This window comes from Massilia mucilaginosa (assembly GCF_011682145.1).
GTDB classification, from domain to species: Bacteria; Pseudomonadota; Gammaproteobacteria; order Burkholderiales; family Burkholderiaceae_D; genus Telluria_A; species Telluria_A mucilaginosa.
This window is the reverse complement of record NZ_WHJH01000010.1, coordinates 54,987-74,449: the sequence shown is the minus strand read 5'-3', so window position 1 is coordinate 74,449 and position 19,463 is coordinate 54,987. Positions and strand designations below refer to the sequence as shown.

15 protein-coding genes and 1 pseudogene are annotated in these 19,463 nt (G+C 61.6%); 15 read left to right on the top strand and 1 reads right to left on the bottom strand.

Annotated elements, in window-relative coordinates; genetic code table 11:
* Nucleotides 1–15 precede the first annotated feature (15 nt).
* The 12 genes and pseudogenes from pigE (at nt 16) to F2P45_RS11370 (ending at nt 14,679) form a co-directional block, all read left to right on the top strand.
* Complete coding sequence (gene pigE, locus F2P45_RS11425) at nt 16–2,529, top strand: prodigiosin MAP biosynthesis aminotransferase PigE (protein ID WP_166874424.1); 2,514 nt, start codon at nt 16–18, stop codon at nt 2,527–2,529.
* Between the two features lie 13 nt (nt 2,530–2,542).
* Nucleotides 2,543–3,565: a methyltransferase gene (locus F2P45_RS11420; RefSeq protein ID WP_166874421.1), complete on the top strand. Its 1,023-nt coding sequence runs from the start codon at nt 2,543–2,545 to the stop codon at nt 3,563–3,565.
* On the top strand, nt 3,562–3,888 hold the full coding sequence (locus tag F2P45_RS11415; RefSeq protein WP_223164717.1) for an acyl carrier protein: 327 nt from the start codon (nt 3,562–3,564) through the stop codon (nt 3,886–3,888). Before F2P45_RS11420 ends, F2P45_RS11415 begins: the two co-directional genes overlap by 4 nt.
* On the top strand, nt 3,885–5,828 hold the full coding sequence (locus F2P45_RS11410) for an aminotransferase class I/II-fold pyridoxal phosphate-dependent enzyme (protein WP_223164716.1): 1,944 nt from the start codon (nt 3,885–3,887) through the stop codon (nt 5,826–5,828). The genes F2P45_RS11415 and F2P45_RS11410 overlap by 4 nt, the downstream gene beginning before the upstream one ends.
* Nucleotides 5,829–5,981: 153 nt before the next feature.
* Nucleotides 5,982–7,610 (top strand): D-alanine--poly(phosphoribitol) ligase, encoded by a 1,629-nt coding sequence (locus tag F2P45_RS11405; protein ID WP_166874418.1) that lies wholly within the window; start codon nt 5,982–5,984, stop codon nt 7,608–7,610.
* A complete protein-coding gene (locus F2P45_RS11400) occupies nt 7,603–10,332 on the top strand; it encodes a beta-ketoacyl [acyl carrier protein] synthase domain-containing protein (protein WP_166874415.1) in 2,730 nt (909 codons plus the stop codon). Before F2P45_RS11405 ends, F2P45_RS11400 begins: the two co-directional genes overlap by 8 nt.
* Nucleotides 10,333–10,347: 15 nt before the next feature.
* On the top strand, nt 10,348–10,668 hold the full coding sequence (locus tag F2P45_RS11395; protein ID WP_166874412.1) for a RedY/HapK family protein: 321 nt from the start codon (nt 10,348–10,350) through the stop codon (nt 10,666–10,668).
* On the top strand, nt 10,665–11,411 hold the full coding sequence (locus F2P45_RS11390; RefSeq protein WP_166874409.1) for a 4'-phosphopantetheinyl transferase family protein: 747 nt from the start codon (nt 10,665–10,667) through the stop codon (nt 11,409–11,411). Before F2P45_RS11395 ends, F2P45_RS11390 begins: the two co-directional genes overlap by 4 nt.
* 9 nt (nt 11,412–11,420) lie before the next feature.
* Nucleotides 11,421–12,572, top strand: a complete 1,152-nt coding sequence (locus F2P45_RS11385) for a nitroreductase family protein (RefSeq protein ID WP_166874406.1) — start codon at nt 11,421–11,423, stop codon at nt 12,570–12,572.
* A 106-nt stretch (nt 12,573–12,678) separates the two neighbouring features.
* Nucleotides 12,679–12,903 (top strand): annotated as a pseudogene (locus F2P45_RS11380) (IS6 family transposase); the annotation flags it as partial.
* 124 nt (nt 12,904–13,027) lie between these two features.
* On the top strand, nt 13,028–13,630 hold the full coding sequence (locus F2P45_RS11375) for a hypothetical protein (protein ID WP_166874404.1): 603 nt from the start codon (nt 13,028–13,030) through the stop codon (nt 13,628–13,630).
* Nucleotides 13,631–13,809: 179 nt separating this feature from the next.
* Entirely contained in the window at nt 13,810–14,679 is an 870-nt protein-coding gene (locus F2P45_RS11370) for an AraC family transcriptional regulator (protein ID WP_166874401.1), read from the top strand.
* Here F2P45_RS11370 and F2P45_RS11365 read toward each other — a convergent pair.
* Complete coding sequence (locus tag F2P45_RS11365) at nt 14,573–15,601, bottom strand: proline dehydrogenase family protein (protein WP_166874399.1); 1,029 nt, start codon at nt 15,599–15,601, stop codon at nt 14,573–14,575. The genes F2P45_RS11370 and F2P45_RS11365 overlap by 107 nt on opposite strands.
* Nucleotides 15,602–15,858: 257 nt before the next feature.
* Here F2P45_RS11365 and F2P45_RS11360 point away from each other — a divergent pair, with 257 nt between their 5' ends.
* From F2P45_RS11360 to F2P45_RS11350, 3 genes are all read left to right on the top strand, one after another.
* The gene (locus tag F2P45_RS11360) at nt 15,859–16,443 is read left to right on the top strand and encodes an erythromycin esterase family protein (protein WP_166874396.1); all 585 of its coding nucleotides are present in this window, start codon (nt 15,859–15,861) and stop codon (nt 16,441–16,443) included.
* A 96-nt stretch (nt 16,444–16,539) separates the two neighbouring features.
* Nucleotides 16,540–17,634, top strand: coding sequence for a M24 family metallopeptidase (locus F2P45_RS11355; RefSeq protein ID WP_166874393.1), 1,095 nt, complete (start codon nt 16,540–16,542; stop codon nt 17,632–17,634).
* A gap of 43 nt (nt 17,635–17,677) precedes the next feature.
* Complete coding sequence (locus F2P45_RS11350) at nt 17,678–19,351, top strand: MFS transporter (RefSeq protein ID WP_166874390.1); 1,674 nt, start codon at nt 17,678–17,680, stop codon at nt 19,349–19,351.
* Nucleotides 19,352–19,463 lie beyond the last annotated feature (112 nt).

The following is a 19,463-nucleotide window of genomic DNA, read 5'->3' as shown; positions in this document are numbered from 1 at the left end:
GCATCAGGAAAAACAATGAAATTTGGATTCATCGCACATCCGACGTCGGTCGGACTCAAGCGTTACGTGAAGATGCTCGACCTGCTGCAGCGTCAATCGAAAGACCTGCAAAGCGGCTACCAACGTGACTTGTGGCGCCGCGAAAACATGGTTCCCTTCGTCGACTTCGGCCAGATCCGTTCCGCCGCCGGCGCCACCTGCGAAGGCATCGTGCACTACCTGCCGCTGACCGCTGATGAAATGCTGGCGTCGGCGCGCGAGGTGCAGGAACGCATCTTCGAAGGCATCGATACGCTGGGCAAACAGGGCGCACACCTGGTCGGCCTCGGAGGCTTCACGTCCATCATCGGCAAGCGCGGCCTGGTCACCGCCGAGCGCGCCAGCCTGCCGGTCACCAGCGGCAATTCGCTCACTACCTATGCCGCTTACAAGGCCCTGCTGCAGGTGTTCGAATGGCTGCAACTACGCCCGCAGGAGGCACGGGTGGCGATTGTCGGTTACCCCGGCTCGATCTGCCTGTCTCTGGCGAAACTGCTGCTGGCGCAAGGCTGCCGCCTCGACCTGTTGTACCGCAGCGGCAGCGCCAGTCCGGAAGAATTGCTGGAACACCTGCCGGCGAAATGGCATGCGCAGGTGACGCTGCGCGACAGCATCGACGACTGCTATGTGAACAACCGCATCTTCGCATCGGCTACCTCGTCCGGCGACGTGATCGACGAGGCGCGCCTGCTGCCGGGTTCGATCGTGGTCGATATTGCGTTGCCGCGCGATGCGGTCCGCAGCACGCCGCCACGTACCGACACGCTGGTGATCGACGGCGGCTGCATGACCGCGTCGCCGCAGGTGAAGCTGGGCGGGGAATCGTTGAACATGGCGATCAAGCAGCAGATCAACGGCTGCCTGACCGAGACCATGGTGCTGGCCCTGGAAGGGCGCGCCGAGTGCTTTTCCATCGGGCGCACCTTGGAGCCGGAAAAGGTGCTGGAGATCGGTGCGCTGGCCGAGCGCCACGGCTTTTACGCATTCCCGCTGGCGTCCTGGGGTGAGCGCATCAATGAGAAAATCATCAGCGGCCTGGCTCGTTATCACCAGCGCCAGGAGTCCGCTGCGGCACCCGCCGATGGCGGCGAACAGCGTCGTACACAGACGCTGCAGCGCTACCGCAGCCACATCAATCCCATGCTGGCCGACTTCCTCGGCATGCAGCGCTGCGATCATGTGTTCGATCGCGCCGAGCAATGCACGCTTACCGATACCGAAGGCCGGCAATTCCTCGACATGGTGTCCGGCTACGGTTGCCTGAACCTCGGCCACAATCCGCGCATCGTGACCGAGGCGATCCGCAAGTTCCTGAGCGATTCGACGCCCAACTTCGTGCAATACGTGTCCTTGCCGCAGGAGACCTCAAAGCTGGCCGAGCGCTTGTGCGCGATTGCGCCCGGCGAACTCGAGCGTGTGTTCTTCAGCAACTCCGGCACCGAAGCGGTGGAGGCGGCGCTGAAACTGGCGCGTGCCGCCACCGGCCGCACACGCTTCGTGTACGCGGAAAACAGTTACCACGGCAAGACGCTGGGCGCCTTGTCGGTGACCGGCCGCGAAAAGCACAAGAAGCATTTCCGGCCGCTGGTGCCGGGCTGTGTCGGCGTCGCTTTCGGCGATCTCGAGGCATTGCGCAGCGAATTACTATCCGGAGAGGTGGCGGCCTACATTGTCGAACCGATCCAGGGCGAGGGTGGCGTCAAGATGCCGCCGGCCGGTTACCTGGCGGCGGCGCAGGAGATCTGCCGTCAGACCGGCACGCTGTTGATCGTCGACGAGATCCAGACCGGGCTGGGCCGCACCGGCCGCATGTTCGCCAGCGAGTGGGAAGGACTTGAGCCGGACATCATGGTGCTGGCGAAATCGCTGTCGGGCGGCTTGATCCCGATCGGCGCCACGCTCAGCACCGCGCAGGTATGGGATGCCGCCTACGGCACCATGGGCCGTTTCCTGCTGCACACATCCACCTTCGGTGGCTGCAACATCGCCGCGGTCGCCGGCCTGGCCGCGCTCGACGGCCTGCATCAGCAGGGCCTGGCCGAACGCGCGGACGAACTCGGCACCTACTTCAAGGCGGAGCTGGAAAAAGCCACCGAGCACTATCCGTTCATCGCCGAAGTGCGCGGGCGCGGCCTGATGCTCGGCATCCAGCTCGACAACGATTTCGCGGGCGCGGTGGAAGCCTGCGCACGCGAATTCGGCACGCGCCTGCCGGGCGACTGGCACCTGACCTACCGTTTCTTCCCCGATGAAGTGAAGCAGCACCTGGCCGCTGCGATGAGCAAGATGGAAGAGTCGCTGGCCGAGATGTTCTGCATGCGCTTCGTCACCAAGCTCAGCAATGACCACGGCATCCTCACCTTCGTCACGGCCAATAGTTCGACCGTGATCCGCATCCAGCCGCCGCTGGTGATCAGCCGGGAAGAAATCGATCACTTCGTGCGTTCGTTCGCGACCGTCTGCGAAGAAATGTCCACCTTTTTACATTGATGGGAACCGTAGCATGGAAATGAATAAAGAGCAGATCGTTGACTTGATGATGGGATTTTTCAAGACCAAGACGATTACTTCCGCCCTGGAACTTAAAGTCTTCGACGCCCTGGAGCAAGGCCCGGCAACGGCAGAAGCCATTTGCGCGCACCGCAGCATTCCGCTGCAATCCGGCAAGCGCCTGCTGATCGCGTTGACTGCCATCGGCCTGCTGGCGAAGGAGGAGGATCATTTCTGCCTCACTCAGGCTGCGCGCGACTACATGGTGAGTGGTTCGGCGCAATGGCTGGGCTGGCTCGGTCGCCATATCGATACCTTCCTGTATCCGCTGTGGTCGCATACGGCGCAAGGGGTGCGTGACGACAAGGACCAGCGTCAGGCGGCTTTCGGTGATGACCGCAGCTGGTTCAGCATCCTGTACCAGAACCCGCAGGATGTCGTTGATTTCCAGGAATTCCTCGGCATGTTCGCGCAACCCTTTATCGAGGGCATGCTGCAGGGATTCGATTTTTCCGGCTACAGGAAATTCATGGATATCGGCAGCGGCATCGGCACCTTGCCGATGGCTGTCGCTGCGCGCTATCCACAGCTTGGCCTCAGCATCTGCGAACTGCCGCAGGCGACCAGCTTCGTGCGCGACAAGATCGCCGAGAACGGTTATGCCGACCGCATCAAGATCGTGGCGGGCGACGTCATCAGCGGCACCATCCCCAAGGGGGAACACGACCTGATTCATCTCGGCTGGATGCTGCACGACTATGCGCCGGACATCCAGATGCAGATCCTGCGTCACATCCACGAGGCGCTGCCGCCGGGCGGCACCTTCATCGCCAGCGAGACACCGTTGGCCGATGACGAAAGCGGCCCACTGTTCACGTCGCTGCTGTCGATCAACATGCTGGTGTCCACTGACGGCGGCATCGAATCGACCTGCGCGCAATACCTGCAACGCTTCACAGAAGCGGGCTTCGTCAATGCAAGGGTGCAGGCGATACCGGGGCCGCGCACCTTGTTCATCGGCGAAAAGCGCAAATGAGCGGCTGTCAGAAACCTGAAAACATCATCGAACGAGAGGACACCATGTTAGGAAACAAGCTTCTTGCGTATATCGCGGAGAACTACCTCGGCGGCGAGTGCCAGCAGTTTGCGCTGGACACGCCCTTGCTGGAATTGAACATCATCGATTCCAGTGCCTTGTTCGATCTGGTCGACCTGCTGCGGCGGGAAGCCGGCGTGACGGTGCCTCTGAAGGCGGTCGTCCCGAGCAATTTCAAATCGGTGCAGCACATGCTCGATCTGGTCGAGCGCCTGCAAAGCGAAAGCCGGCCGGCACTGGCACAAGTAGCGGGGGTAGCATGATGAACGACCAGGTAATCGACCACATCGCAACGCCGGACGCAGGACTGCAGGCGTATGTGCTGGACATGTTCCAGACCCACACCGGCTACGCACGCGCCGACCTCGTGCCGGATGCCCATTTCGAGAGCGATCTCGGGATCGACTCGGTGACGCTGGCCACCACCCTTGCGGAACTTTACAAGACGCTCGGCCTGTCCAGCCGGCAAAATCCGCAACACACAAGCACGATTGCGCTCGTGCTGGCGCATATCGGGCAATGCCTGGAACAGGACGGAAAGACGCTTGCCTTGCCGCAGGGACCCTGTGTGCCGGAGCACGCAGCCGATGCGCTGACGACGGCGGTAGTCGCCGCCTACAGCCGGCACACCGGTTACAAGCCGGGCGACCTCGCGCTGGATGCCGAGCTGGAAAGTGATCTCGGCATCGACTCCGTTACTCAGGCAGCCGTGTTGTCCGAGCTTCCCAAGTTGCTTGGGATTGCCGCCGTCACCTTTCCCACAGGGTTGACCAGCATTGCACGGGTCATCGCGCATCTGCGGCCTCTCGTGCACCTGGACATGCTGGAACCGGCAGCTCCGGCAATTGCAGTGCTGCCGGAGACGGAAGAAAAGAAGTGGTCGGAGTTCATAGACAACCTCAGCCATGCTGACGCCAGCGCTCTTTCCGTGGCGGCAGAGCCGGCAGCGGACGACGCTCGTACGATGAGGGATTTCGTCAACATCCCGCATCGCGACCTGTTCCATAAGGCCCGCGAATTCAATACCTTCTATCAGCGCAAGCAGCAAGAACAGTTGTACTGGTACGGCATGCCGCTGGAATCGCGCTGCAGCAACCGTGCGGTGATCTACGACGAGGTCAGCGGCGAGCGCCGGGAATTCCTGATGTTTGCGTCGAACAATTACCTGGGCCTGGCGAATCATCCGGAAGTGATCGAGGCGATCGTCAAGGGCGTGCGCGAATACGGTGCCACGAATACTGGCTGCCGCCTGATCGGCGGCACCAATGTGCTGCACATGGAACTGGAGCGGCGGCTGGCGAAGCTCAAGGGCAGGCAGGCATGTATCGTCTACCCCTCCGGCTATTCCGCCAACCTGGGTTGCATTTCCGCGCTGACCGGGCAGAACGATCTGATCTTTACCAATGCGCTGAACCACATGAGCATCCAGGACGGCTGCAAGCTGGCCGGCGCAGCGCGCAAGATTTATCCGCACGACCTGGACGGACTGGAAAAAATCCTGCAGAAATATGCCGACCACGACGGCGGCAAGCTGATCGCCACCGACGGCGTGTTCAGCATGCACGGCGATGTGGTCGACCTGCCGCGCCTGGTCGCGCTGGCGAAGCAATACGGTGCGCGGGTCTTGGTTGACGATGCGCATTCCACCGGTGTGCTCGGCCGCACCGGTTCGGGCACCACCGAGCATTTCGGCATGAAGGGCGCGGTGGACCTGGAAGTCGGCACCATGAGCAAGACCTTGGCTGGCGTCGGCGGCTTCGTTTGCGGCGACGAGGAGGTGGTCGATTACCTGCGTTTCTATTCGCATTCCTATGTGTTTGCAGCCACCATCCCGGCGGCGGTCGCGGCCGGCCTGATCGCCGCGATCGACGTGATGGAGCGCGAGCCGCAGCGCATCAGCAAGCTGTGGCGCAACGTCCATCACTTGCGCGGCCATTTGCTGGAAGCTGGGTTCGACCTTGGGCATTCCGCCAGCGCGATCCTCCCGGTGGTGGTCGGCGATGATCGCAAGACGCTGGAATTTGGACGCGCGGCGCGTGCGCGCGGCATGTATTGCCAGACCGTGGTGTTCCCCGGCGTCGCTGTCGGCGATGCGCGTTTGCGCATCAGCGTGAGCAGCGAGCACACGGCGGAGGATCTCGATGAGGCGGCGCAGATACTGGTGGATGCGGCGAAGGAGGTGGGGGTGGCGGTGCGGGGATAGGTTTTCAGGTGAAGGACTGACGGTTCCTTCCCCTCTGTCAGGGGGAAGGTGCCCTATCCCGGATAGCAATGTGCGTGCACGGGAACGGCAAACGACCGCTTACCCTCTTTTTTACAAAGAAGTGAAGCACCTCAATCTAATTAACAGAAGAACATGACTACTCCAACCTTCACCCCAGTCATTGATTACCTGCGCACCTCCGCGCAGGAACATCCCGATCGTCCTGCATTCGTTGATCCTGACGACATCAGTTACAGACAGTTCTACCAGGCCGTGCGCCAGCGCGCCGCACATTTTGCGCGCCATGGAACACGGCATGGCGACCGCGTCGCCATCTGGCTGCCGAAATGCCGGGACTATGCCTTGTCGCTGTATGCGGCGATGGAAATCGGCGCCGTCTATGTGCCACTGGACGGCACGCAGCCGGCGGAACGCGCAAGGAAAATCCTGGACAGCGCCGAACCGACGGTGCTGGTCACGGATGCCGCGCATTTCCGTGCGCTGGACGGATGGCAGCGCGATACGCTGAAACTGATACTGATCGTTGATGATGTGCCTGGCGATGATGCGCCGGTTGGTAACACTGCGATCATGAAGGTTGCCGCAATACAGCCGTCGGTCGAACTGCCGCCGCCATTCGCCGCCGCTGTGGACGATCTCGCCGCCATCCTGTTTACCTCCGGCTCCACAGGCGTGCCGAAAGGCGTGCAGATCAGCTACGGTAACCTGCACAGTTTCATCGCTTGGGCACTGGCGGAATTGAAGCTGACGCCGCACGACGTATTCGCCAACCATGCCGGTTTTCATTTCGACCTGAGCACCTTCGATTACTTCGCCGCTGCTGCAGTCGGCGCCGCGGTATGGATCGTGCGCGAGGACGAGCAGCGCGATCTCGCGGCGCTGATCGCCGGCATCCGGCGACACAAGGTCAGCGTCTGGTACAGCGTGCCGTCGGCACTCGCGCTGCTCGCTGGCAGCGGCGAGCTCACATCCGAGCTTACTGCATCGTTGCGCCATGTGCTGTTCGCTGGCGAGGTATTTCCGATACGGCAACTGCAGGCATTGAAATCCTGCCTGCCTGCGGCATGCGCGCTGTATAACCTGTACGGCCCGACCGAGACCAACGTCTGCTTGTACTACCACGTGCGCGAAGAGGACATGGCCCGCGATAAGCCAGTCTATATCGGCAGCACGCTGCCCGGCGTGATTGCGGAAATTCTCGACGCGGACGGGCAGCCGGTCAGCGGCGAAGGTGCGATCGGCGAACTGGTCGTTTCTGGCGCGTGCGTGACGCCTGGCTACTGGCGCCGGCAGGAACCGGCCGCTCACGTCAACCACCTGCACGGGCGGCATGCCACAGGCGACCTGGTCGGCATCGAGAACGGCTTCCTGTACTACCACGGCCGCAAGGACCGCATGCTCAAGCTCAACGGCAACCGTATCGAGCTCGGCGAAATCGAAGCGGTGCTGGGCGCGATGCCGGGTATCGCAGAAGTCGCGGTCGTGGCGGCGTGCGCGGGGGATACGCAACACATCGTTGCCTATTACACGCTGCGGCATGCCGGCGAACGACTTGGCGTGCTCGATATCAAGAGCTACTGCAGCGCCCGGCTTCCGCGCTACATGATCCCCAGGCTTGCCCGGCAACTGGAAGAATTGCCGAAGAATGCGAATGGCAAGATCGACTACCGCGCGCTGGAGCAACCGACTCGCGGCACCAGCGACAGCGCAGCCATGCCGCATGCGGACGAGCGCAACGACATCGTCACCGCCGATGCATAAGCCGCCGGATTTCGAGCCGATCGCGATCATCGGCATCGGTTGCCTGTATCCAGAGGCGCGCGGCAAGGATGCGTTCTGGCGGCAGCTGCAGGCGGGGAAGTCTCACTTTGCGCCGCTGCCGCTGGAACGTTACTGGGACACTGACGGCAACGTGCGCGACCAGTTGCGAGGATGGCACGGCGCCTTTTTCGACGAGATGGAATGCGATTTCAAGCGCTTCCGCATTCCGCCGGTCTACCGCAAATCGGTATCGCAAATGATGTTGATGCTGTTGCAGGTGGCGGACGAGTGCGTGCGCGATGCCGGGTATGACAAGCGCGATCTGCCGCGCGATGAAGTGGCCGTCATGTGCGGCACCTGCTTCGGCTTCGACAGCACCATCGCCAACGCATTGAAGGTGGAAGGCGTGCGGCTGGCGCATGAACTTGCTGGCAGCGCCGATCAATTTTCGCTCCTGAAGGAGACATTGCGCGAGCGCTTCGGTTCCTCCTCGCATGACCGGGTCGGCGAAATGGCAAGCAGCATTCCGGCGCGCATTGCATCGATCCTGTCGCTGCGTGGTCCGGTGCAGGCAATGGAATGCGCGGATGCGACCGGCTACGCGCTGCTGGAGGCGGCCAGCCTGTCGCTTCACAGCGGCCAGAGCAGGGCAGTGATCGTCGCCAGCGGACAACGCATCGAGAGCCTTCTGACGCCGTTGGCACTGGCAAGAAAGGGTTTTACTGGCGCCTGCGGCGGCCACCCTTTTGCGCAGGACGGAGCAGGCACGCCCATGGGCGAAGGCGCCACCGCGCTGCTGCTCAAACGCTTGTCCGATGCGCGACGCGACAACGACCGCATCTACAGCGTGCTGCGCGGCATGGGTGCGGCAAGGCAGGACGTGCCGGGGGCATTGGCTTATGCAGTTGATGGCACGGCGGCGTTCCATGTGATCAATGAAGCTTGTGCACAGGCGCAAGTGACAGCGGCGGAGCAACAGTATATCGACTGCGTGCTGCCCGGCATCGGCAGCCAGGTGCCGCAGTTGTTGAGCGTCTTGAGCGATGCCTGTGCGGAAGGCAAGCATCGGCCGCTGCACCTTGGCGCCAGTGTCGCCACATTCGGTCATACCTTTGCCAATGCGGCGCTCGCCGCGGTAGCGGGCAGCAGCCTGGCGTTGCACGAAAAAACCTTGCCGCGGATGCGCAGTGCGGCAGCGCTGCATGCGCGTGCCGGTATTGCGTATCCCGATGCTGCTATTGCCTGGCCTGGCGACGCGCCGCAGCTTGCCGGCGTCTTTGGCAGTAGCCTGACCGGCGTGCAATGGCATCTGATGCTGTCGGCACCCGACAGTGCCAGTCATGCATTGTCGTCCGATATGTCGCCTGCGCAAGAACAGCAGGAACCGATTGCGATCGTCGGCATCGGCGGTGCCTTCGGTCCCTGCAGCAATAGCGCCGACTTCGCGCAGCGCCTGTTCGACGGCCTTGATGCAGTGCAGCCGCTGCCGGAAAACGTACTGCCGCGCTCCGCCTATTTTGGCGAAGGCGAGGCCGCTGTGCTGTCCAGCTATGCGCAATACGGCGCTGACCTCAAGCAGCGCGAGCTTTACGATGCCGGTCTTGCCGCATATAAAATATTCCCGAAGCGCGCTGCCGGGCTGGATATCGCGCAAAAGCTGACCCTGCATGTCGCCGCCGAAGCACTGGCCGATTTCGGCCTGGCGCACAAGCGCGGCAAGCTCGGCCGCACTGCGGTGTTCGTCGCCTCCAATCTCAGCCTGGGCCGCGAGCGCGAACTCGCGTGCCGGCTGCACGCGCCTGAACTGGCGCGCACCTTGGGAAGCGTGCCCGATGCCGGTACGGCGGACAATGGCATCGATCATTTCACGCTGGACGGCTACCTTGCCAGCGGCAGTGCGGCACTGGTGTCGGCCTGCTTCGGCCTTGGCGCGATGCCGGTCGCGGTGGAAGCGGCCTGCGCGTCGTCACTGGCAGCGTTCAACAATGCGGTGCTGGCGTTGCGTCGGCATCGCTACGACCTGGTGCTGGCCGGCGGCGTCGAATTGCCGGCCAACCTGCGCGATCTGGTGCTCTGTTCGTCGCAAATGATGCTGTCGCAACAAAGGATAGCGCCGTTTGCCGAGCATGCCGACGGCTTCTCGCCGGGCGATGGCGCGGCGCTGTTCGTGCTCAAGCGGCTCAGCGATGCGCTGCGCGACGGCGACCGTATTCATGCGACGATCACCGGCGTTGGCGGCTCCGCCGATGCAGTGTCGATGACCGCGCCCGATCCAGACGGGCAGGCGCTGGCGATGCGCCGCGCCTTCGCGCAGGCCGGCTATGCGCCAGCGACCGTGCAGTACGTCGAAGCGCACGGTACCGGCACGCGCCTGGGCGATCTCGCGGAACTGACGTCGATCGGCAGCGTGTACGGCGGCGCGCGCGCGGTGCCGCTGCGCATCGGTTCGGTCAAATCCAACATCGGTCATACCTTCGCCGCCGCTGGCGCCGCCGGCTTGCTGAAAACGGTGCTCGCCTTGCAGCGGCATGCGCTGCCGGCCACCTTGCTGCGCCGCCGGATCGATCCGCAGTTGCCGCTGGCGGGCATCCCGGCCGAACTGGTGACCGCCAACACGCGCTGGGATGCGATCGACGGCAGCCGGCGCGCGGCGGTCAGTTCCTTCGGCACCGGCGGCATCAATTACCACCTGCTGCTGCAAGCAGACGGCAGCGTTCACTAACCACGGGAGTCTCACATGCAATCCATCGTCCATAAAATCCGCCTGCTTGACATCGGCCATGCGCAGGCTTTCGAAAACTGGGTACTGGACACCGACTATGCGACCTGTCCGGAATTGCCGAGTGTCCGCAGTTTCGACGTGCACCGGGTCAGTAGCGCGCATGATGCGCCGTTCCACTATATCGAGGTAATCAAGGTGAGCAGCAACGAGGCATTCAAGCGCGACATGGGCAGCGCGAGCTTCGCGCGGCTGGTGGAGTGCTTTTCCACGATGGCGGAAGTGGTGGAGGAAGTCGCCGGCACGCAGCTCGGCGCCGGTTACCGGGCGCCTGCATGAGCGGCATTGCCGCAATCATGTTGCCGCAGACGGAAACGGCTTGCACAGTGGGCATCGGTGACTGCGTTGTCAGCGCAGTGTCGGTCGACGCGGTAGCGCGGCGCGAAAATGATCATGTTTACCTCGCACGCATGTTTGGCAATGCCGAGCGCGAGCGGCTGCACGGATTGCGGCTGGCCAAGCGGCGCCGCGAATGGATGGCCGGGCGCGTCGCCGCCAAGGCCGCATTGCAGCATCTGCATGCGCTGGCCGGTGCCGAATCGCCGTTGCATGCGCTGGTCATCGGCAACAGCAGTGCCGAACACAATCGCGGCCAGCCGCAGGCGGCCGCTGGCCATGTCAGCATCAGCCATTCGCAAGGATATGCAGTGGCTGCGGCCAGTGCTTATCCGGTCGGCATCGATATAGAGCGTGTGAGGCAGTTTCCGGATGCAGCACGCGAGATGGCATTTACTGCGCATGAATTGCGCGTCAGCGCCGCCGGCGGCGATGCCGTCCGTACCGCGGTCTGGGCCTTCAAGGAAGCCTTCATGAAGGCACACGGGAAAAGCATATTCGGCTGGTTTGCCGACATTGAGCTCGAAGCAATCGGCTGCGACGGCCGCTTGTCATGGGGCGTGTCGCCGCGCCTTGTGGCACAGTTGCCGAGCAGCCAAGGAGCGCAGCTTAGCGGCTACGGCGGGCTGATCGGCGATTACGCGCTGGCGCTGGTAGGACAGTGCGTGTCACACGGGCACGGGTAAGGGACGTTCATGGAATTTGAAGAAAACCTGCTACAAGCGGCCGACATTGCGCGCCAGGCGCCGTCGTCGCACAACTGCCAGCCATGGAAGCTGGTGCACATCGAAGACAGGCGGATGCGGGCGCAACTTTTGCCGGCACATGCGTGGCCGGAGCACGAGCAGTTGCTGCTGCTGGGCATCGATCGCAAGCGTACGTTGAGAGCATTACCCAGTCTTGCGCTGGAAATGCAGCTCAGTTGCGGCATGTTCCTCGGCTTGTTGAGCGCGGCCTTCGATGCGCTGGGCTTTCACTGCAACTGGCACTGGCTGGATATGCTCGATACCCAGGCCCCGGCAGCCATGCCGTTCTTGCAATCGCTGGAACAAGGGCATGGCTGCCGGGGCCTGGTGTTGCTTGCTCTGCAGCCGCAGCGCGTTCCGGATGCCACGGCATTAGCCGGGTTGCAAGACAGCGTCCGGCAGCGCCGTACTCATCGCGCGCCGTTTGCCGAGGGCAGTTGCAGTGACATGGTGCTCGCGCCATTGTTGGAACGGCACTGGCCGGAACAGCTGACCGGGGACCCACTGCATATCCGGGTGGAACGCAGCCCGGCCTTCATTGCCCGTGCCGCCGATTTGGTACGGCAGTTCGCGGCGCTGGACTTCTCCAGCTACCGCGCATGGAAGGAAACCTACCGCTACCTGCATTTCGATCCGCGCAAGCCGGCCGAGGACGGTTTTTATCTGCATAGCCTGATGGGACCGATGTCGCCGCTGCGTACGCGCATCATGCAATGTGTGCTGGCGCCGGAGGTCATGCAAGTGCTGCGCATCGTGCGCGTGCCGCATAACATGGCGGCGCAACTGGCGGCGCTGGTAGAAGACTCGGCGCAACTGCTGTTGTGTAGCCTGCCGTCGGACGACGTTGCATCGACGGTGATGGTCCAGGCCGGCGCGCGCCTAATGGAAGTATGGCTGAACGCGCAGCGGCTCGGACTTGCGCTGCACCCGCTCAGCGTGATGCTGCAGCACGACCGGGCGCGCGGCGAATTGCAGCGCCTGGCCGGCGGCGACCGGCGCATCGTTTTCTTCGCGCGCCTCGGTGCGATCAGGCAGCGGCACGGCGAATGCCTGCGTAGGCCGCTTGCCGCCATCATTGAAACCCACGGCGGGACAGTCTGATCCACCCGCCATCAGTAACCGGTGAGCCCGCGGGGTTCTGTCGCATTAGCGAACGTCGGCGGGGCAATCATGTAAACTGCGGCGTCCAAACCCAAGACGAATCGACATGCTCAACGTCAAAGGGATGCGCTTTCCTATCGATGTGATCCTCGTCTGCATCCGCTGGTATGCCGGCTATCCACTGAGCTACCGGCACCTTGAGGAAATGATGGAAGAGCGCGGCGTGTCGGTCGACCATGCGTCAATTAACCGGTGGGCGATTCGCTTCCTGCCGCTCATCGAGAAGATGGCCCGGAAACACAAGCGCCCGGTCGGCTGCAGCTGGCGCATGAGGCGGTATAGTGCCAGCATATGTCCAGCTCAAATCTGGTGCAGCCCGCGCCGGCGGGCGACCGGAAATGTCCAGGAGCTGACGTTCAGCGGCGCCGTTGCAATGACTTCAGGATGCTAAACAGATGAATACCCCAAAACTGTCACTTGCTCAGCTTCGACGTGCCATGCAATGCGCAGCCATGTGCGCCGCAGCGGTCACTTCGAAAGATGGGCTCAGAGCGTTCTGGTATCACGAGAACTGGTCCGACAGCATTTCGATGGGTAAATACGACAACGGTGCTGGAGACAATGTAGTCGCCTTCTTTACATCGGACGGAAAGGCGTTGATCAAAGGGTTTGATCATGAATCAGAAGTCAGTCCGCATGCACGCGACGAATACGAGATCTGGCCCGGGATTTATGACGGCATCCCTTCTGAGTTTTTGAGTCTGCTTCAGGATGAGGCCGCCGAATACGAGCACGCCACATTCTGCTGCTGGTGCGAAGACGGTCAAACTTGGAAAACCGGAAATGCGCATATTCCCGATGAGATCGATGATGGGGCCGAATGGCTGCTCGGCGTGGTGCAGATGGACGCAGACGAATTTATCGAATGGGGAAAATCCTACTATGAGGCTACTTTCGATCTAATAGGAGAAGACGGTGTCTTCGCAGCCTTCGGACAACATGCTCCTGTGGCAGCGGGATCAGCGCTGGACCGGAAAAGCGGTGACGGCGGCGCGTAGACTGTATCCAGTTCTTGTCCTGTCGCCATTCCGGCCACGGCATGCCGGGCTCAGCGCGCTCAGCGTTTACGGCAGTCGTCCCCAGGCTGTTGCGAGAGACAGGTAGATGCCAGCAGAAAGCGATCTAGAAAGCATGTATCATGAGATCCCGATGACGAATGTACTTAAAAGAGCTTCGCATGGATGCCACCGACTGCATTTTCTGGCGCGACGCTGCCTTGCCCTATCTGGAACTGCGTACGGTAGCCGATGGGCGCGCACTTTGCTATGGAAAGCACGCGCACGATGTGTTTTCGATCGGCGCGATCCGTTCTGGCACAAGCACATACTTCAATGGACGATGTACTGAAACGGTTGGCGCCGGCACTGTCGTGATCATGAACCCCGGCGAGGTTCATGCTTGCAACCCACACCTTGGCGAGGCCTGGTCTTATTCGATGTTGTATGTCGACCCAGCGTGGCTGGGCCAATTGCAAAGCATGCTTGCAGGCGAGGCCGACACGCAATACCGGCCATTCGCGCAAGCGCTGACCGCCAAGCTTTTCGCTCAGCTAAATAGGCTGTCCCGGCTACTCATGGACAGGCATGCAAGCATTTTGCAAAAACAGTGCGCCAGCATCGATTTTTTTTCCGCACTGGTGCAGTGCCTGGCGATGTCTCGCCCGCTGGCCAACCCTGGCACATCCCGCCTGTCGCGCGCCGCTGAATTCATCGATGCGCATTTTCGCCAAGCAGTGTCGATTGACACACTCAGTCACGTGGCCGGTCTCTCGTCCGCCCACTTCATGCGAGAATTCAAGAAGACCTTTGGCATGAGTCCCCATGCCTACCTGATCAATCGACGGATCCAGCAGGCACGCGTCCAGCTCAAAGAGGGAAAGGCCCTCGCCGACGTGGCAATCGACCTCGGTTTTGCAGACCAGGCCCACTTCCAGCACACATTCAAACAGCTGGTGGCCGCCACGCCTGGCCACTACCGGGAAGCCCTGGCGCCAGCAAATCGATCACGGCTTGATACACGCGCAAGGGCTCCTCGGCAATCCGGTTGAGCACATAGAGAAAATATTCCGTTCCGAATACCGCATATTCGCGGGTCGGGTAGCCGCACCGGCACAGTTCATCGATTTGTTCCGTTCCAAGGCCCATGAGCGATTCGAACTCCACCCCTTGCCGATGCGCCGCCTGGGGACTGATGCGCTCGGCGACATATTGCTGGATCGCGCCATCATGCGTCGCGATCGAGCATGGCCGGCCGCTTGCGATGAGCTCGTCCGCGAAGGCGCGATAGCGGATTTCCAGCAAGGGATCATGGCGCGTGAGGGCGATGTCGGCTGATTCGGCAAAGGCGCCCTTGACCAGACGAATTCTGCCCGGGTATTGCATCAGCTTCGGAAAATCCAATTTACTGCGATGCAGCTTTGCCGGCACGGTGATGCCGACATGCGCCGCGCCGTCCTCATCGTGCAAACGGCCGTAGATCGCGTAGATCAAGTCCGCCCGTTCCGATCCCTCCATCGAGATCATTACCTCGCGCCCCGCGCGCGCGGCGGCGGCAGCAATACGCCTGGCATTGACGAAGCCCAGCTCTGGATCGACTGTTGAGCCAATGTGAGATAGATCCAGCGAGATCGTCGACGCCAGCTTAGCCGCGTCGAGCGCCGCGACCACGCGCAGGAATACCGTGGTTTCGGCATCGGCTCTCGCGCGGTCGCGGCAGCTCTCACCAACGTACTCCACCGAAACGGCATGGCCTCGTGCACCGATCGCACGGACGGCATCAACGGCCTGCTCGATCGAATTGCCGGCTACGTAGCGGCCTGACATCTTCGCCAGGAACGGCTGGAGCGCGGGATCGTGGCAGAAGCGCTCCTTAGCGCCTTCATCAAGTGCTAACCGACGCAAGGCCTCGGCGGCGTCATTGACCCGTCCCTGCCATGCTGGGGAAAATTGGGGGTTGCTATTCGTGTTCATATGATGTCCCTTGGTTGAAGAGCTGCCAGCGTATCGCGGCAGTGGCGCAGCGTATTGTAGAAAAATGCTGTGGGTAGTCGGGCTCGCCGGTGCCTTTACTATCCTCGGTGAAACCATCGGGGCAAAAAAGGAGCACCATCTCACCGGCGAGTTTACAAATAGTTTCAGTAGACTCAGCGTAAGCAGTCTGCCGTCCGCCTTGCGCCATTAACTGTTCGGCGCAGGCATAGCGAGCGCGCCTGCGCCATCGGGATGGATTGTTCTCAGCCGCGTCGCCGTTTGCGAACGCGATCGGCAATGCGCGTGTCGTCGCGCCGGGCGAGCAAACGCACGGCGCGCGCGAAGCGTATCTGCGCAAGACACGCTTGCTCAAATTCCAGCGGACCTTCGGCCGCTGCTTTTCGAACATGCAGCGCACGCCCAGATCAATTACGCCGCTCGAGGCCCCATCACTGGCAGCTCGAATTGTGCATGATACTCATGCGATTCGCCTTGCAAGCCTCCGTACCGTACCGTGCCGCGCCGTCAACGACACCATTCCTGCCTTGGCTGGCGAGCATGGCCAGTTCTGCCGAAAGGGTGTGCGAGCCGGCACCTGGCGCTTGCATCGCGCATGTTTCCGGGGTGTTGCATACGATGCTGCCGTTTTAGCGCATTTTGCCCGGGCGCCAGGTCAAGACAGCGCAGGCGCTGCTTCCTATACTGGTCCTGTCTCCACGTTTGCCAGGGTTTGGGCGTATCGGCGTCAACCCATCGATGGCAAATTGGAGGAGCTTCTGGCTCCTCTTTTTTTGATTACTCATTCCGGCGCGCAGTTTATATGGTTGCGCCTGTCGCAATAGGACCCCGGCCGGAACGCCGGATCGCTTGCCTATTGCTTCGGGTGCGACGTGAAGATGCGATCGTCGGCAGCTGTGCTGAATCGGACAGTATTAACCATGCCAATACCCAATTATCAATCCAGAATTGCCAATGCCCAGGCGCTGATGCGGTCTCATGGCATGGAGGCGCTGCTGGTCTTTTCAGCGGAGAATCTCCGATATCTGACCGGATATACCGGCGAGGCCGCGTATGGCGTACTCGCAAGTCATACTCTGCATCTGATTACCGACTACCGGTTTGTCGAGCAAGCCAATGCCGACTGCCTGCACTGTACTGTGATTTGCCGGGACAGGGAGAAAACCACCCTGGCCGAGGTCATTGGCGAGGTGCTGGGCAATGCGGCCGTTTCCAGAGTGGCGGTCGAGTCCGAGCATCTGTCGCTGGATTTGTTCACGAAGATTCAACACCACTTCCAGCCGATAACGCTGGTTCCAATCAACGGTATTGTCGAAGGTCTCCGGGCGTGCAAGGACGAGTGGGAGGTCGCCCAAATCAGGCGGGCTGCGCAGATCGCCGACCAGGCGCTGGAAGCGCTTGTCGCACAGATTCGGCTCGGCGTGAGCGAGCGCGACCTGGCCATGGAGCTCGCGTACTTGATGCGGGCCAAGGGGGCGGATGATCTCGCGTTTCCAATCATAATCGGGTTCGGGGAAAACTCGGCAAAGCCGCATTGCGTGCCGGGGTATCGCGCCTTGAAAGAGGGCGATTTCGTCTTGATCGATTTCGGGGCGATGATCAATGGGTATCGTTCCGACATGACGCGCACCTTCGTTGCGGGCGAGCCGACCGAGCAGCAGCTCTCCATGATGGGCACCGTCCTGCGAGCGCAGGAAGCGGCGATCGCGTCGACACGCGCCGGCGTCAGCGGACAGCAAATTGATCGGGAAGCAAGGCGCATCATCGACCGCTCGCCGTTCGCGCACTACGCGGGCAAGGGACTCGGCCATGGTGTGGGTTTGAAGCTCCACGAACACCCGTTCCTGGGACAGCGCTGCGAGGACACCCTGCACACGGGATTCGTGGTCACCATCGAGCCTGGCATCTACATTCCTGGCGTCGGCGGTGTTCGCTACGAAGATGATGTCCTGGTCGGCGAAGCCGGCGCAAGCTGCCTGACCCACGCGCCGAAGTTTTTCCAGATCAGCGTATGAAGCGCAGCAATACCAGAGCCCGCATTGCAGGACGTGCCAGACCATGAAACAGCGCCAGGGGAAGCAGTTTCACCGCTCATTCTATGTCGCCAATACCATGGAAATATTCGAGCGCCTGGCGTGGTACGGGTTCTTCACCGTGTCGTCGCTGTATATGACCACGCCCCGCACGCAGGGTGGTCTCGGTTTGAGCGATGAGGAGAGGGGGTTTCTCCAAGGTATTGTGCCGTTTGTGCTGTACATTCTCCCCGTGTTTACTGGCGCGCTGGCCGATCGCTACGGCTACCGGAAGATGTTCATCGTGTCGTCGCTGGTCATGGCGCCCTCCTATTTTCTGTTGGGGAAGATGCACAGTTTCTGGCCATTTTGCGCGGTATTTGTGTTGGTTGCCGTCGGCGCCGCGATATTCAAGCCGGTGGCGATCGGGACGGTCGGCCGCACGACGGACGACAGCAATCGCGGGCTGGGCTTCGGTATTTTCTACATGATGGTCAATGTGGGCGGCTTTCTTGGCCCCATCGTTGCCGGCTATGTGCGGGCGATCAGCTGGGATCTGGTGTTTACGATGTCGTCTTTTTGGGTGGCGATCAATCTGATACCGGCCATCTTTCTGTACCGCGAGCCTGCCGCAACCGGCAGCGATACGCGCTCGCTCAAGACGGTGCTGGCCGACTCGCGCGAGGTCCTTGGCAACGTCCGGCTCCTGGTCCTGATTGTTCCCGCGCTCGCTGTCGTCATGTATTTTATCAAGACGGCCGGATCGTTCCTGGTCCTGCTATCGGTCCTGCTGGCATGGATCGGTGGGAACATGGCCTGGAGTTTCCTGGTGCGTAACAGCCGCTCAGGCAATTGGCATGCCCAGCCGGTCCGCGTCGGCGACCGGCGCTTTGTGGCCTACCTGCTCATTTTGTCGGTTTTCTGGGCGGTTTACTACCAGCTCTTCCTGACACTGCCGCTTTTCATCAAGGACTTTGTCGATACGGGCGACCTGGTGCGGTTTTTCACTGCGGTATCGCCGCGCGCCGCCGATGTGCTCGCGCACGTCAACCTGGATGAGGTGAAAGCACTGCTGGCCAGCGTTCAGCAGCGGCCGCCCACCAGCGATGCGATCATGGAAGTGAGTCGCTCGCTGGCCAATCTCAGGATCCTGGTACCGGACGACGTGCTCCATGGCAGTCTTGGCGCGCTGCAGTCTGGTCGCACCGACGCCGACAGCCTGGCGCAGCATCTGGCGGCGACCTATCGCCAGATCGCGCCCGAGTACATGATCAATATCGAATTCTTGATCATCATCGTCTGCCAGATTGGCGTGAGCGTGTTCGCCCGCCGCTTCCGAGCACTGCCGGTGCTGGTCTTCGGCGTGCTCACGCTGATGGTCTCGCTCATCGTCATCGGATTATCGGCAGGCTCGGCCTACGGTGGCGCGATCGTGCTGGGGGCAATCGCCGTCTTTGCCATCGCGGAAACCATTGTGTCCCCCAAGAGCCAGGAGTTTGTCAGCGCGGTTTCCCCGCCAGGAAAGACCGCCATGTTCATGGGCTACTATTTCATATCGATGGCGCTGGGAAGCCTGCTGGCCGGCGTTCTCTCCGGTTGGGCATACTCCTCCATCGCGAAGGGACTTCATCAGCCCCTGCTGATGTGGTCCGGCTTTGCCTTGCTGGCACTGGCATCGGCGGTGGCGATGCTGGTGTTGGATCGGAAGACGAGAGACTAGCGCTTGGCGGATCGAAGGCGGCTCCACGGATTGCCGATGATGTCGATTTCACACACGACACTGGCTCGCGTGTGTGCGGATGGCGCCGCGGCCCGATGCATGAACGGCAGCG

Excerpts from the sequence above, each read along its gene's own strand:
- pigE (WP_166874424.1), top strand. The coding sequence starts at position 16 with ATGAAATTTGGATTCATCGCACATCCGACGTCGGTCGGACTCAAGCGT.
- F2P45_RS11420 (WP_166874421.1), top strand. The coding sequence starts at position 2,543 with ATGGAAATGAATAAAGAGCAGATCGTTGACTTGATGATGGGATTTTTC.
- F2P45_RS11415 (WP_223164717.1), top strand. The coding sequence starts at position 3,562 with ATGAGCGGCTGTCAGAAACCTGAAAACATCATCGAACGAGAGGACACC.
- F2P45_RS11410 (WP_223164716.1), top strand. The coding sequence starts at position 3,885 with ATGATGAACGACCAGGTAATCGACCACATCGCAACGCCGGACGCAGGA.
- F2P45_RS11405 (WP_166874418.1), top strand. The coding sequence starts at position 5,982 with ATGACTACTCCAACCTTCACCCCAGTCATTGATTACCTGCGCACCTCC.
- F2P45_RS11400 (WP_166874415.1), top strand. The coding sequence starts at position 7,603 with ATGCATAAGCCGCCGGATTTCGAGCCGATCGCGATCATCGGCATCGGT.
- F2P45_RS11395 (WP_166874412.1), top strand. The coding sequence starts at position 10,348 with ATGCAATCCATCGTCCATAAAATCCGCCTGCTTGACATCGGCCATGCG.
- F2P45_RS11390 (WP_166874409.1), top strand. The coding sequence starts at position 10,665 with ATGAGCGGCATTGCCGCAATCATGTTGCCGCAGACGGAAACGGCTTGC.
- F2P45_RS11385 (WP_166874406.1), top strand. The coding sequence starts at position 11,421 with ATGGAATTTGAAGAAAACCTGCTACAAGCGGCCGACATTGCGCGCCAG.
- F2P45_RS11375 (WP_166874404.1), top strand. The coding sequence starts at position 13,028 with ATGAATACCCCAAAACTGTCACTTGCTCAGCTTCGACGTGCCATGCAA.
- F2P45_RS11370 (WP_166874401.1), top strand. The coding sequence starts at position 13,810 with ATGGATGCCACCGACTGCATTTTCTGGCGCGACGCTGCCTTGCCCTAT.
- F2P45_RS11365 (WP_166874399.1), bottom strand. The coding sequence starts at position 15,601 with ATGAACACGAATAGCAACCCCCAATTTTCCCCAGCATGGCAGGGACGG.
- F2P45_RS11355 (WP_166874393.1), top strand. The coding sequence starts at position 16,540 with ATGCCAATACCCAATTATCAATCCAGAATTGCCAATGCCCAGGCGCTG.
- F2P45_RS11350 (WP_166874390.1), top strand. The coding sequence starts at position 17,678 with ATGAAACAGCGCCAGGGGAAGCAGTTTCACCGCTCATTCTATGTCGCC.